The sequence below is a fragment of the Limimaricola cinnabarinus LL-001 genome (assembly GCF_000466965.1).
Taxonomy (GTDB): domain Bacteria; phylum Pseudomonadota; class Alphaproteobacteria; order Rhodobacterales; family Rhodobacteraceae; genus Limimaricola; species Limimaricola cinnabarinus.
Map to the genome: position 1 here is coordinate 1 of NZ_BATB01000072.1, position 12706 is coordinate 12706.

A 12706-nucleotide genomic window follows, 5' to 3' on the forward strand; every position below is an offset into this window, starting at 1 on the left:
CGTGGTGCGCGCGGCGCAGGAGCGGTTCGGCCGCGAGGCGGTGGCGGCGCGGGTCAGGGGTTCTTTGCCGAGACGGCGCGCGCGCTGGTCGCGGGCGGGGTGACGCGGCTGATCACGGCGGGCGGCGAGACCTCGGGCGCGGTGGTCGAGGCGCTGGCGCCGACGCGCTCGAGATCGGGCCGGAGATCGCGGCGGGCGTGCCCTGCCTGCGCGCGGGTCCGGATCTGGTACTGGCGCTGAAATCAGGGAATTTCGGGGGGCCGGGGTTCTTTGCCGAAGCCGAGGCGATGCTGGGGCGCGGAGCATGAGCGAGGCCCGCCTGCGCGAGGCGATCTGCACCCAAGCGGCTTCAATCTTCGCGCGCGGCCTGACCGGCGGGGCGTCGGGCAACATCTCGGCGCGCTGCGAGGATGGCGGGCTCTTGGTTTCGCCCACGGGGGCGAGTTTCGGCGCCCTCGATCCTGCGCGGCTGGCGCGGTTCGACGCGAAGGGGCGGCACGTGTCGGGCGACAAGCCGACCAAGGAGATGCCGCTGCACGCGGCCTTCTACGAGACGCGCGGCACCGCCGGAGCAGTGGTGCATCTGCATTCGACCCATTCGGTGGCGCTGTCGATGCTGCCCGAGACCGACCCCGAGAACATGCTGCCGCCGCTCACCGCCTATTCGATCATGCGTTTGGGCAAGGTGAAGCTGCTGCCCTATTACCGGCCCGGCGACCCGGCGATGGGCGACGCGGTGCGCGGGCTGGCGGGCAAACGCGCGGCGGTGGTGCTGGCCAATCACGGCCCCGTGGTGGCGGCCCGCGATCTGGAGGCGGCGGTCTATGCGATGGAGGAACTGGAGGAGACGGCGAAGCTGGCGCTCTTGTTGCGCGGGGCGAACCCGCGGATGCTGACGGAGGCGCAGATCCGCGACGTGGTGACGACATTCGACGTGGAGTGGGACTGATGTTTTCGGCCAATCTGGGATTTCTGTTCACGGACCGCGCGCTGCCCGAGGCGATCCGCGCGGCCAAGCGTCACGGCTTTGGCGCGGTGGAGTGTCATTTTCCCTATGACACCCCGGCGCGCGAGGTGCGCGCGGCTCTCGACGAGACGGGGCTCGAGATGCTCGGGATCAACACCGTGCCGGGCGACACGGCTTCGGGGGATTTCGGTCTGGCGGCGGTGCCGGGCCGCGAGCGCGAGGCGCAGGCGGCGATCGAGCATGCGCTCGACTATGCCGCCGAGATCGGCGCGCGCAACGTGCATGTCATGGCCGGGCGCAGCACCGATTTCGACGCCGCCGAGGCGCTGTTTCGCGGCACGCTGCGCGCGGCCTGCGATCTCGCCGCGCCGCGCGGCATCGGGCTGTTGATCGAGCCGATCAACCGGCGCGACGTGGCAAGCTATCACCTGAGCCATATCGAGCAGGCGGCGGCGACGGTGGCGGCGGTGGGGTCCGACACGCTGAAGATCATGTTCGACTGCTATCATTTGCAGATCATGCAGGGCGACCTCATTCGCCGCTTCGAGACGCATCGCGAGATGATCGGCCATGTGCAGATCGCGGGCGTGCCGGATCGCGGCGAGCCGGATGGCGGCGAGCTGCATTATCCCAACCTGATCGCGGCGATCCGCGATCTGGCTGGGACGCGCCGATTGGTGCGGAATACAGGCCGCGCTCGGGACGGACCGAGGATGGCCTTGGATGGATGGACGCATTCCCGCAAGAGCGGGCAGGGGGGACGGCATGAGCGGGATACTGGCGATCGGGAGCTATACCGAGACCGACATGGAGGGGCTGAGCGAGATGGGCGCGCGGGTCGTCGCGAGCCTAGATGCGATGCGCGACATGCCCGAGGCCGAGCGGGGGCAGGTGCGCGGCGTGGCCTACAAGGGGCATCATGCGTTCGGCGCGGAGGAGATGGCGCTTTTGCCGAAGCTCGGCGTGATCGCCAATTACGGCGTGGGCTATGACGCGATCGACGTGGGCGCGGCGGATGCCGCCGGGGTGCGGGTCACCAACACGCCCGACGTGCTCAATGACGACGTGGCCGACCTCGCCGCCGCGATGCTGCTGATGCAGCAGCGGCGGATGCGGCAGGGCGACGCGCATGTGCGGTCGGGCGCCTGGGCCGGTGGCGAGGAATTCCCGCTCAACCGCAAGGTCTCGGGGCGGCGCGCGGGCATCATGGGGCTGGGCCGGATCGGGCGCGACATCGCCGACCGGCTGGCGGCGTTCAAGATGGAGATGCATTACCACTCGCGCTCGGAAAAGGAGACGCCGGGCTGGCGCTACCATGCCGATCCGGTCGATCTGGCGGCGTCGGTCGATTACCTCGTCGTGGCGCTGGTCGGCGGGCCCGAGACCGAGAACTACGTTTCGCGCGAGGTGATCGAGGCCCTGGGGCCGGACGGCGTGCTGATCAACATCTCGCGCGGTTCGACGGTGGACGAAGGCGCGCTTCTGGATGCTTTGGAGGCGGGGCGTCTGGGGGGCGCGGGGCTCGACGTGTTCCGCGACGAGCCTCGCGTCGATTCGCGGTTTCACGCGCTGGAGAACGTGGTGCTGCAGCCGCATCAGGGGTCGGGCACGCAGGAGACCCGCGCCGCGATGGGCAAGCTGCAGCGCGACAACATCGCGGCGTTTCTCGACGGGCGCGACCTGCTGACGCCGGTGAACTGAAGCGGGCTGCCGGGGTCGCCCCCGGCGGTGCCTCTCACTCGGCGGCGACGGCCTCCTGCCGTTGGCGGCCCAGACCCTCGACCTCGATCTCCATCACGTCGCCGGGCTTGAGAAAGCGCTGCGGTTTCATGCCCATGCCGACGCCCGAGGGGGTGCCGGTGGCGATGATGTCGCCGGGCACCAGCTTCATGAACTGCGACATGTGGCTGACGATCTGGGCCACGGTAAAGATCATGTCGCCGGTGGTCTCGTCCTGCACCCGCTCGCCGTTGAGATCGAGCGTGACGCGCAGGGATTGCGGATCGGCGATCTCGTCCGCCGTCACCAGCCACGGGCCGACGGGGCCGAAGGTGGGGGCCGACTTGCCCTTGATCCACTGGCCGCCGCGCTCGATCTGGAAGGCGCGCTCGGAGACGTCGTTGATCGTGCAGTAGCCCGCCACATGATCGAGCGCGTCGGCCTCGGAGACGTAGAGCGCCTCGCGGCCGATCACCACGCCGAGCTCGACCTCCCAATCGGCCTTTTCGGAGCCGCGCGGGATGATCACCGGGTCGAAGGGGCCCGACAGCGCCGAGGTCGCCTTGTTGAAAATGATCGGCTCCTTGGGTGGCTGCGCGCCGGTCTCGGCGGCGTGCTTGGCGTAGTTCAGCCCGATGCAGAAGAAGTTCGGCACGCGCGAGAGGCACGCGCCGATGCGGCCCGGCGCCTCGACCAGCGGCAGGCTCTCGGGGTCGAGGCCTGCGATGCGCGCGAGGCTTTCGGTCGACACGGCCTCGCCCGCGAGGTCGGGCAGGTGGTCCGAGAGGTCGCGCACCCGGTCATCGGCGTCCAGAAGGCCGGTCTTTTCGTGGCCCTCGGGGCCGTAGCGCAGCAGTTTCATTCGATGTCCCTTTCGTTGCTGGTCGTGTCGCGCCCCGCCTCGCGGGCTTCGAACAGGCGGGTGAGATTGTTGATGAGGGCGGCGAGATGCGCGTTGATCTCGGCGCCGACGCGGGCGGGGTCGCGCGCCTCGAGGCCGAGCACGATGTTCTCATGCTGCGAGCGGACCCGTTCGCGGGCGCGGCGCTGCACCGCCGAGAGGTAGCGCTGCCGCCACATCCGCGCGAGATAGGCGGCGTGGGTCTCGGCCAGCGCCGGGTTGTGCGAGGCGCGCGCGATGGCGGTGTGGAACGCCATGTCGACCTCAAAGAGCTCGATCAGCGCGTCGCCCTCGGCGGTCTCGCTCAGGGCGTGGTGACGCTCGAACAGGGCGCGGATCTCGGCGATTTCGGCGTCCGACGCCTCGCGGCAGGCCAGCTCGCCCGACAGGGTCTCGAGCGCCTGCAGCACCACCACCGCGTCGCGCACCTCCTTGAGCGAAGGATCGGCGACCACCGGGCTGCGCGAGGGGCGCAGCAGCACCAGCCCCTCCTTGGCGAGGATGCGCACCGCTTCGCGTAGGGGCGTGCGGCTGACGCCGAGATCGAGCGCGTTGTCGCGTTCCTTGATCGGATCGCCCGGCGCGAGGGTGCCGCGCAGGATGTCCCGGCGCAGCTTCAGGGCGATCTGCTCGGGCAGGGTGGCGTCGGTCATTTCGTCCGTTTCTTGGGCAGTTGAGCCAATCGCATCTGGTATACCAAAAATCTGTTGTCTGTCGAGGTCCCTCTCGTTAGCGTGAGCTTGCCGCTGGTATACCATCTCGGGGAGGAGAAGGGTCGATGCGGGAAAGGGCGGCACCGGGCCGCCGAAGGGAGGAAGCGATGACCAATGTGAGACTTTGCCTGTCCGCGGCGCTGCTGGCGGCGATGGCGCTGCCGGCCGCCGCGCAGGAAACCCTGCGGATCCAGACCCACTACGCGCCCGAGACGGAATCGGGCAGGCTCGCCCAGCAATTCGCCGACGACATCGAGGTGATGTCGGGCGGCGAGATCGACGTCGAGATGTTCTTTTCGTCCTCGGTGGTCAAGACCGTCGAGGCCTTCGACGCCGCCGCCAACGGCATTCTCGATTGCGACATGACCGGCGGCGCCTACCAGACCGGCAAGAACCCCGCCTTCCAGTTCGTGGGCGACATCATGGGCGGCTACGACACGCCATGGCAGCAATACGCGTGGCTCTACAATGGCGGCTTCGAGACCGCGACGAGCTCTACAACGAGTTCAACATGAAGCTCGTGGGCTGGTGGATCTACGGTCAGGAATCCATGTCGTCGTCAAAGCCGCTCGCGGGTCCCGAGGACCTCAAGGACTGGAAGTTCCGCTCGCCGCCGGGGATGGAGACCGAGATCTTCGCCAATCTGGGCGCCTCGCCCGTGGTGATGGACTTCACCGAAATCTTCACCGCGCTGGAGACCGGCATCATCGACGGGGCCGACGCCAGCGGATTGGCCAACAATGTCGGGCTCGGGCTTTACGACCTCGTCGAGCACGCGACCTTCCCGGGCTTTCACTCGATGCCCTCGGACCACCTCGCCTGCCGTCTCGACAAGTGGGAGGGGCTGAGCGACGCCAACAAGCGGATCATCGACACCGCGATGCAAAAGCTTGCCTTCCAGACCGCGCTGACCTTCGAGGTCGCCAACAACGAGGCGGCGGCGGAGCTGCGCGAGAAGGGTGTCACGCTCTACGACTGGTCCGACGAGGACCGCAAGGTGTTCCGCGACGCGGCGCAGGCGGCCTGGGCCGACTGGGCCACCAGGACGCCCGAGACCAAGGCGCTCGTCGACAGCCACACCGCCTTCATGCAGCAGCTCGGCCTGATCTCGACCGAGTGACCGGCCCGGCGTGACAGCCGCCGCGGCCCCCGGCGCGTCCGGGGGGCGCGCATGAAAGACGACGACACGCCGCAGGGGGAGATGGCCGTGGTCAGCAAGGCGACGACAACGATCAGGGACATGGCATGGCCTGCGGCGTTCATCGCCTGCATGGCGTGGCTGGTCTGGTATTTCCCGCGATTCATCATCTTCGCGGGGCTGGCGAACGACAATCTCAACTCGGGCTACCTGACGGCGGGGGCGATCGACTTTGCGCTTCTGGCGGGGGCGGTGGTCACGCTTCTCATGGGGCTGCGCGCGGTGCGCACCACCGCCGGCGAAGGCGTGATCGAGACCCCGGTGGACCGGCTGAGCCTGTTTCTGGGCCGGGTGACGATGCTGCTCGTGGTGATCCTCGTGGCGGTGATGGCCTATGAGGTCACGCTGCGCTACGTGTTCGAGCGCCCGACGCTCTGGGCCAACGAAATGAGCCTTTGGATGGCGGGGTTCATCTTCCTGCTGTCGGGGCTCTATGCGATGCAGCAGCGCAGCCATATCCGCATCTACCTTCTCTACGATGTGCTGCCGCGCGGGGTGCAGCGGGTCTGCGACGTGATCTCCACGTCGCTGATCTGCCTCTTTGCCGCCGCCATGCTCTGGGGCTCGTGGAACGAGGCGCGCGACAAGTTCCTGCGCTGGGAGACCTTCGGCACCGCCTTCGACCCGCCGATCCCCGCGACGCTCAAGCCGCTGATCCTTCTGGTGATGGTGCTGGTGGCGCTGCAGGCGGTGGCGAACCTGATCGCCGACTGGCGCAAGGGCCCCGAAAGCCACGGCGTGATCGACGAGAACGAGGTCGAGGAAATGATCCAGACCGCGCGCGCGCAGCATGAACAGGGAAGACACGACTGATGTTCGATATCGGAACCATTTCGACCCTGCTTCTTCTCGCCATGCTGGGGCTTCTGGCGATCGGCATGCCGCTGGGCTTTGCCTCGGCGATCCTCGCGGTCGGCGTGCTGGTGATGAAGTTCGGCCCCGACCTGCTGTTTTCCAGCTTCGGAACCGGGCCGCTCAACATCCTCGCGCAGCGGATCTACGGGCTGCTCACGGATTACGTGCTGATCTCGATCCCACTCTTCATCTTCATGGCGAACCTGCTTGAACGATCCGGCATCGCCGCCGAGATGTACAACTCGCTCAATGTCTGGCTCAACCGCACGCGCGGCGGCATCGCCATCGTCACCTCGATCATGGCCGTGATCATGGCCGCGATGTCGGGGATCATCGGCGGCGAGGTGGTGCTCCTGGGCCTGATCGCGCTGCCGCAGATGCTCAGGCTCGGCTACGATCGCAACCTCGCGATCGGCACGATCTGCGCCAGCGGTTCGCTCGGAACGATGATCCCGCCCTCGATCGTGCTGATCATCTACGGGCTGATCACCGAAACGTCGATCAAGGCGCTGTTCACCGCGTCCTTCCTGCCGGGCTTCATCCTCGCCTCGTTCTTCATCATCTACATCGTGGTGCGCACCCGTCTGAACCCAGGCCTCGCGCCGCTGCCCGAGCCCGAGATCGGCGAGCCGGAACTTGCCGAAAAGCGCAAGCTCTTCGGCACCTTCCTTCTGACCCTCATCGGCGGCTTCGCCACGGCGCTGTTCCTGCGCGCGCTGTTCCTGACCCTGACGGGCCAGAACACGGCGCGCGAAGGGGTCGAGGCCATCGCCTTCGGCACGCCCGCCTATGTGGTGATCTTCGGGGCCGTGGTGCTGGTGGCCGTCGCACTGATCTTCGGCGTGATGGGGCGCGAGCGGTTCCGCACCTCGTGGTCGATGGGCAAGGGTCTCGTCGGGCCGATGGTGGTGATCGGCGTGGTGCTCGGTTCGATCTATGGCGGCATCACCGGCATCACCGAAGCCGCCGGCATGGGCGTCATCGCGGTCGGCGTGATCGCGACGCTCAGGGGCGAGATGAGCTTCAACCTGCTGGCCGAGGCGCTCAAGCGGACGCTGAAATCCACGGGCACGATCATCTGGGTGACGATCGGCGCGACGGCGCTGGCGGGGGCCTATACCATCGCCGGTGGCCCGACCTTCATCGCCTCGACCATCGTGGGAAGCGACCTTCCGACCATGGGGGTGATCCTGATCATGATGGCGATTTTCCTGGTGCTCGGCGCCTTCATGGACTGGGTCGGCATCGTGCTTCTGGTGATCCCGGTGTTCCTGCCGATCATCCTGCGGCTGCCGATCGAGGAGATCGGTCTGTTCGGAGAGCTGAATCCGGCGCATCTGTCGATCTGGTTCGGGGTGGTGTTCTGCATGAACATGCAGGTGAGCTTCCTGTCGCCCCCCTTCGGCCCGGCGGCCTTCTACCTCAAATCGGTGGCGCCGCCCGACATCTCGCTCACCGACATCTTCCGCGGCTTTCTGCCCTTCATCGCGATCCAGCTCGTGGCGCTGTCCTTGCTGCTGATCTGGCCGCCGCTGGTGTCGGTGTTCCTCTAGAGCAACCGGGCGGGCCATGACGGCCCGCCCCTCCCATTCGAGAGACCTGTCCCATGTCCGCCCTGATCCGCCTCGACGCCTCGGATAACGTCGCCACCGCGCGCCGCGCGCTGGCCCCCGGCGAGGAGGGGGCGACGACCCCGGTGCCGCGCGGCCACAAGATGGCGCTCTCTTCGATCGCCATGGGCGCGCCGGTCACCAAATACGCGCAGGTGATCGGCTATGCCGCCGAGGACATCGCGGCGGGCGCGCATGTGCATGTCCACAACCTCGCCTTTCGCGACATCGACCACGAGCACGCCTTCGGCTCGAACCTGCGGCCCGCCTCCGCGCCTTCGCGCCGCGATCACTTCATGGGCTATCGCAGGCCCACCGGGCGGGTCGGCACGCGCAACTACATCGCGGTGCTGACAAGCGTGAACTGCTCGGCCACCGCGGCGCGGCTGATCGCGCAGGCCTTCACGCCCGAGAGGCTGGCGGCCTATCCCAATGTCGACGGCGTCGTGGCCTTCGTGCATGGCACCGGCTGCGCCATGGGCGGCGACGGCACCGGGTTCGAGCTGTTGCAGCGCACGCTCTGGGGCTATGCGCGCAACCCCAATGTCGGCGGCGTGCTGATGGCGGGGCTGGGCTGCGAGATGATGCAGATCGACTGGCTGATCGAGGCGTACGGCCTCACCCCCGGCCCGCTGTTTCGCACGATGAACATCCAGGATGTCGGCGGGCTGCGCCGCACGGTCGAGGCGGGGGTCGCGGCGATCGAGGAGATGCTGCCCGTGGTGAACGACGCGCGGCGCGAGGCGTGCCCGGCCTCGGATCTGATGGTGGCGCTGCAATGCGGCGGCTCGGATGCGTGGTCGGGGATCACCGCGAACCCGGCGGTGGGGTACGCCTGCGATCTCCTGGTGGCGCAGGGCGGCACCGGGGTGCTGGCCGAGACGCCCGAGATCTATGGCGCCGAGCATCTGCTGACCGCGCGCGCGGCGCGGCCCGAGGTGGGCGAGAAGCTGATCGGGCTGATCGAGTGGTGGCGCGACTATACCGCGCGCAACCGCGGCTCGATGGACAACAACCCCTCGCCCGGCAACAAGGCGGGCGGGCTGACGACGATCCTCGAAAAATCGCTCGGCGCGGCGGCCAAGGGCGGCACCACGCCTCTGAACGGCGTCTACCGCTACGCCGAGCCGGTGACCGAAAAGGGCTTCGTCTTCATGGACAGCCCCGGCTACGATCCGGCCAGCGTCACCGGGCAGATCGCGTCCGGCTGCAACCTCGTGGCCTTTACCACCGGGCGCGGCTCGGCCTTTGGTGCCAAGCCCTCGCCCTCGATGAAGATCGCGACCAATTCCGAGATGTTCGCCCGGATGGAGGAGGACATGGACATCGACGCGGGCCGCATCCTGTCGGGCGGTGCGACGGTCGAGGCGGTCGGGCGCGAGATCTACGAGACGTGGCTGCGCATGGCCTCGGGGGAAAAGTCGAAATCCGAGGCACAGGGGCTTGGCGATTACGAGTTCGTCCCGTGGCAGGTCGGAGCGGTGATGTGAGGAGAGAGAAATGAGACTGGCAGGCAAGCGCGCCTTCGTCACGGCGGCGGGGCAGGGGATCGGGCGGGCCATCGCCGAGGCCTATGCCCGCGAGGGGGCGCAGGTCACGGCGACCGATCTCGACGGCGACAAGGTGGCGGATCTCGGCGGCCGCGCGCTCAACGTGACCGATCGGGCGGCGCTGCAGGCGGCGGTGCGCGACGCGGCGCCCGACATCCTCGTCAACTGCGCGGGCGTGGTGCATGGCGGCTCGATCCTCGAGGCGACCGACGCCGATCTCGACTTTGCCTTCGCGCTCAACGTGCGGGCGCAGTTTCACGCGATGCAGGCGGCGCTGCCGGGCATGGTCGAGCGGGGCGGCGGCGCGATCGTCAACATCGCCTCGGTCTGCTCGTCGATCCTCTCGGCGCCGAACCGCTTCGTCTATGGCACAACCAAGGCCGCGGTGATCGCGGCGACCAAATCGGTGGCCAAGGATTTCGTCACCCAAGGCATCCGCGCCAACGCGATCTGCCCCGGCACCGTCGACAGCCCGTCGCTGCACGAGCGGCTGCGCGCGACAGGGGATTACGACGCGGCGCTTTCGGGCTTCATCGCGCGCCAGCCGATGGGTCGGATCGGCACGCCCGAGGAGGTCGCGGCGCTGGCGGTCTATCTGGGCTCGGACGAGGCGGGATTTACCACGGGACAGGCGCACATCATCGATGGCGGCTGGGCCAACGGCTGATGGAGGCGGTGCATCCGCGCGAGGAGCGGACCGGCTTCGGGCTGGTGCTGATGGCCTGCGCGGTCGCGTTCTTCACCTGCGTGGACACGTCGGCGAAATGGCTGATCCTCGCGGGCATCGCGCCGCTGCAGGTGGTCTTCGCGCGCTATGCGGGGCATCTGGTGCTGTCGCTGCTGCTCTACATGCCGCAGGGCGGTCTGGCGCGGTTCCGCTCGGCGCACCCGGTGCTGCAATTCCTGCGCTCGGGCTTCCTGCTGGGCAGCACGTTCCTCAACTTCACGGCGCTCAACTACCTGCCGCTGACGATCACCACGACGGTGATGTTCGCGGGGCCGATCGCGGTGACGCTCTTGTCGATCCCGATCCTGGGGGAGCGGGTCGGCATAAGACGTCTGGTGGCGGTGCTGGTCGGGTTCACGGGCGTGCTGGTGGTGGTGCAGCCATGGGGGGCGGCGTTCCACCCGGCGATGATCCTGTCGCTGGGCGCGCTGAGCTGCGCGTCGCTCTACTTCGTGCTGACGCGGATGATCGCCGGGGCCGAGAGCACGGCGACGAGCCAGCTCTGGTCGAGCGGGCTGTCGACGCTGGTGATCGCGCCGCTGGTGCTGCCGGTCTGGCAATGGCCCTCGACGCTGCTCGAGGGCGTGATCCTCGGCGCGATCGGGCTTTTCGCGGGGGTGGGCCACATCTTCGCCACGGTGGCGCATCGCTTCGCCGATGCCTCGCTCCTGGCGCCGGTGGTCTATATCCAGATCATCTTCGCCTCGCTGGCGAGCATCCTCGTCTTTGCCACATGGCCCACCGCATGGACGCTTCTGGGCGGGGCGATCATCGTCGGGGCGGGGGGCTATATCTGGAACCGCGAGCGGCGCTAGCTGCCGCTGCCCCAGGCACGGATGCGGTCGGCGACGCGGGCGTCGGGCGCGCCGCCCTCCTCGCGCTCGCGCCAGCGATCGAGCAGCGGCTGGCCGGAGTTGCGGCAATGCACCCGCATGGCGCGGCGCGCGGCCTCGGCGTCGGCCGCGGCAAAGGCGTCGAGGATGGCGAGATGCTCGGCCTCGTAGAAGCGCGCCACGTCGGCGGCGTCGCGGCGGTTGTTGGCGCGGGTCCATTCGGGAAAACGCCGGCGGGCGCGCCAGAACGCCTCGACGATGCCCACGAAGACCGAATTGCCGGTGGCGCGCGCGATGGCGACGTGAAAGTCGCGGTCGAGCCGCTCGACTTGCGCGAGGCCGAGATCGGGGTCGGCCATGCCGGTGACGAGATCCCGCAGATGCGCCAGATCCTGCGCGCCGATGAAGGGGGCGGCGGCGGCGGCGATCTCGGGCTCGATCCGGTAGCGCGCCTCGACCAGCTCGTAGAAGCCGGGCTGCGCGGGGGGCTCGGATGGCGCGTCGGGCAGCGTGTCGGCGACGAAGGCGCCGGCGCCGAAACGGGTCACCACATAGCCCATCAGCTCCAGCGCGATCATCGCCTCGCGCACCGTGGTGCGGCTGACGCCCAGACGTTCGACCAGATCCTTGTCGGCGGGCATCTTGGCGCCGGGGGCGAGATCGCCCGCGCGGATCGCGGCGGTGATCTCGTCGGCCACGAGGCGGTAGCGCGGGGTCTGGACGATGGGCTTCACGCGTTCCTTTCTCCGGCTCAGGCAGGCCGGTCGTCCTCGAGATAATGGCGCACGTTGTCCTCGAAGCTGTCATCCGCTTTCAGACCGAGCGCCAGCGCCTTGGCAGGATCGTAGTCAAAACGCCAGCCCGACACGATGTCACGGATCGCCGGGTCATCCTCGAAGCGGATGAGCTTGGCCGGTTCGGGCCCGGCGACGGCGGTCATCGCCTCGATCATCTGGGCGATGGTGAGGGTGCGGCCCGGCATGATCATGGTCCGGCTCCGGCCCAGATCGGCGGCCTCGATCTCGGCGCCGCGAATGAGGTTCTCCACACAGAGCCGCGGGCTCAGGTAGTAGTGTTTGAAATCCGGATCGACCGGGCAGACGGCCTCTTCGCCGCCCAGAGGCTCGCGGATGATCGAGGACATGAACGACGACGCGGCGCGGTTGGGGCGGCCCGGCCGCACCGAGATGGTCGGCAGGCGCAGGGTCCGGCCATCGACGAAGCCCCGGCGCGAGTAGTCGTTGACCAGAAGCTCGCCGATCGCCTTTTGCGTGCCGTAGGAGGTCTGCGGGTTCGGGATGGTCCAGTCGCGGATCGGGTCGGGCACCTCGCCGCCGAACACCGCGAGCGACGAGGTGAAGACCAGCACCGGGGCGCGGCCCTGCAGGCGCAGCGCCTCCAGCACGCCCAGCACTCCGTGCAGGTTGACGTTCATGCCGTCCTCGAACTCGGCCTCGGCATGCGACGAGACCACGGCGGCGAGCAGGAACACCGCGTCGAAGCCCGGCGCGATGAGCGCGTCGACCGCGGCGCGGTCGGTGATGGTCGCACGGCGTGGTGGCGACGTCGAAGGGCGCATCGAGCGGGTCGGGGGCGGGCGATGTCGGCCAGGCGTCAGGCCCGAGATCTCGCG

At 68.5% G+C, this 12706-nt stretch carries 13 protein-coding genes and 2 pseudogenes; 11 read left to right on the plus strand and 4 right to left on the minus strand.

What is annotated here, in order from left to right; translation table 11 throughout:
* The first annotated feature begins 99 nt into the window (after positions 1-99).
* The 4 genes and pseudogenes from MBELCI_RS16305 (at position 100) to MBELCI_RS16320 (ending at position 2668) form a co-directional block, all read left to right on the plus strand.
* Positions 100-308: pseudogene (locus MBELCI_RS16305) on the plus strand (nucleotide-binding domain containing protein).
* Complete coding sequence (otnC, locus tag MBELCI_RS16310; protein WP_021695341.1) at positions 305-949, plus strand: 3-oxo-tetronate 4-phosphate decarboxylase; 645 nt, start codon at positions 305-307, stop codon at positions 947-949. Before MBELCI_RS16305 ends, otnC begins: the two are co-directional and overlap by 4 nt.
* A pseudogene (locus tag MBELCI_RS16315) lies at positions 949-1566 on the plus strand (hydroxypyruvate isomerase family protein); the annotation flags it as partial. The gene otnC and the pseudogene MBELCI_RS16315, both read left to right, overlap by 1 nt.
* Before the next feature lie 166 nt (positions 1567-1732).
* Positions 1733-2668, plus strand: coding sequence for a 2-hydroxyacid dehydrogenase (locus MBELCI_RS16320; protein WP_045320367.1), 936 nt, complete (start codon positions 1733-1735; stop codon positions 2666-2668).
* A gap of 34 nt (positions 2669-2702) precedes the next feature.
* Here MBELCI_RS16320 and MBELCI_RS16325 read toward each other — a convergent pair whose 3' ends face one another.
* The gene (locus MBELCI_RS16325; RefSeq protein ID WP_021695344.1) at positions 2703-3548 is read right to left on the minus strand and encodes a fumarylacetoacetate hydrolase family protein; all 846 of its coding nucleotides are present in this window, start codon (positions 3546-3548) and stop codon (positions 2703-2705) included.
* Positions 3545-4240, minus strand: a complete 696-nt coding sequence (locus MBELCI_RS16330; RefSeq protein WP_021695345.1) for a GntR family transcriptional regulator — start codon at positions 4238-4240, stop codon at positions 3545-3547. Before MBELCI_RS16330 ends, MBELCI_RS16325 begins: the two co-directional genes overlap by 4 nt.
* Positions 4241-4407: 167 nt before the next feature.
* Between MBELCI_RS16330 and MBELCI_RS22765 the strand changes: the two genes are divergently transcribed.
* The 7 genes from MBELCI_RS22765 to MBELCI_RS16360 are packed head-to-tail and all read left to right on the plus strand — an operon-like array spanning position 4408 to position 11055.
* A complete protein-coding gene (locus MBELCI_RS22765) occupies positions 4408-4815 on the plus strand; it encodes a type 2 periplasmic-binding domain-containing protein (protein WP_021695346.1) in 408 nt (135 codons plus the stop codon).
* Positions 4743-5420, plus strand: coding sequence for a TRAP transporter substrate-binding protein DctP (dctP, locus tag MBELCI_RS16335; protein ID WP_369385478.1), 678 nt, complete (start codon positions 4743-4745; stop codon positions 5418-5420). Before MBELCI_RS22765 ends, dctP begins: the two co-directional genes overlap by 73 nt.
* A 51-nt stretch (positions 5421-5471) precedes the next feature.
* Complete coding sequence (locus MBELCI_RS16340; protein ID WP_021695348.1) at positions 5472-6311, plus strand: TRAP transporter small permease subunit; 840 nt, start codon at positions 5472-5474, stop codon at positions 6309-6311.
* Positions 6311-7906 (plus strand): TRAP transporter large permease, encoded by a 1596-nt coding sequence (locus MBELCI_RS16345; protein WP_021695349.1) that lies wholly within the window; start codon positions 6311-6313, stop codon positions 7904-7906. Before MBELCI_RS16340 ends, MBELCI_RS16345 begins: the two co-directional genes overlap by 1 nt.
* Before the next feature lie 53 nt (positions 7907-7959).
* Positions 7960-9453, plus strand: coding sequence for a UxaA family hydrolase (locus MBELCI_RS16350; RefSeq protein WP_021695350.1), 1494 nt, complete (start codon positions 7960-7962; stop codon positions 9451-9453).
* A gap of 10 nt (positions 9454-9463) precedes the next feature.
* Entirely contained in the window at positions 9464-10180 is a 717-nt protein-coding gene (locus MBELCI_RS16355) for an SDR family oxidoreductase (RefSeq protein WP_021695351.1), read from the plus strand.
* On the plus strand, positions 10180-11055 hold the full coding sequence (locus tag MBELCI_RS16360) for a DMT family transporter (RefSeq protein ID WP_021695352.1): 876 nt from the start codon (positions 10180-10182) through the stop codon (positions 11053-11055). The genes MBELCI_RS16355 and MBELCI_RS16360 overlap by 1 nt, the downstream gene beginning before the upstream one ends.
* Here MBELCI_RS16360 and MBELCI_RS16365 read toward each other — a convergent pair.
* Positions 11052-11807, minus strand: a complete 756-nt coding sequence (locus tag MBELCI_RS16365; RefSeq protein ID WP_021695353.1) for a FadR/GntR family transcriptional regulator — start codon at positions 11805-11807, stop codon at positions 11052-11054. The two genes, MBELCI_RS16360 and MBELCI_RS16365, sit on opposite strands and share 4 nt — an antisense overlap.
* 17 nt (positions 11808-11824) lie before the next feature.
* Positions 11825-12706, minus strand: an 882-nt coding sequence (gene denD / locus MBELCI_RS16370) for a D-erythronate dehydrogenase (protein ID WP_110546592.1), incomplete at its 5' end; no start/stop codon positions are given.

Coding starts and splice junctions, on each gene's coding strand:
- otnC (WP_021695341.1), top strand. CDS start 305: ATGAGCGAGGCCCGCCTGCGCGAGGCGATCTGCACCCAAGCGGCTTCA.
- MBELCI_RS16320 (WP_045320367.1), top strand. CDS start 1,733: ATGAGCGGGATACTGGCGATCGGGAGCTATACCGAGACCGACATGGAG.
- MBELCI_RS16325 (WP_021695344.1), bottom strand. CDS start 3,548: ATGAAACTGCTGCGCTACGGCCCCGAGGGCCACGAAAAGACCGGCCTT.
- MBELCI_RS16330 (WP_021695345.1), bottom strand. CDS start 4,240: ATGACCGACGCCACCCTGCCCGAGCAGATCGCCCTGAAGCTGCGCCGG.
- MBELCI_RS22765 (WP_021695346.1), top strand. CDS start 4,408: ATGACCAATGTGAGACTTTGCCTGTCCGCGGCGCTGCTGGCGGCGATG.
- dctP (WP_369385478.1), top strand. CDS start 4,743: ATGGCAGCAATACGCGTGGCTCTACAATGGCGGCTTCGAGACCGCGAC.
- MBELCI_RS16340 (WP_021695348.1), top strand. CDS start 5,472: ATGAAAGACGACGACACGCCGCAGGGGGAGATGGCCGTGGTCAGCAAG.
- MBELCI_RS16345 (WP_021695349.1), top strand. CDS start 6,311: ATGTTCGATATCGGAACCATTTCGACCCTGCTTCTTCTCGCCATGCTG.
- MBELCI_RS16350 (WP_021695350.1), top strand. CDS start 7,960: ATGTCCGCCCTGATCCGCCTCGACGCCTCGGATAACGTCGCCACCGCG.
- MBELCI_RS16355 (WP_021695351.1), top strand. CDS start 9,464: ATGAGACTGGCAGGCAAGCGCGCCTTCGTCACGGCGGCGGGGCAGGGG.
- MBELCI_RS16360 (WP_021695352.1), top strand. CDS start 10,180: ATGGAGGCGGTGCATCCGCGCGAGGAGCGGACCGGCTTCGGGCTGGTG.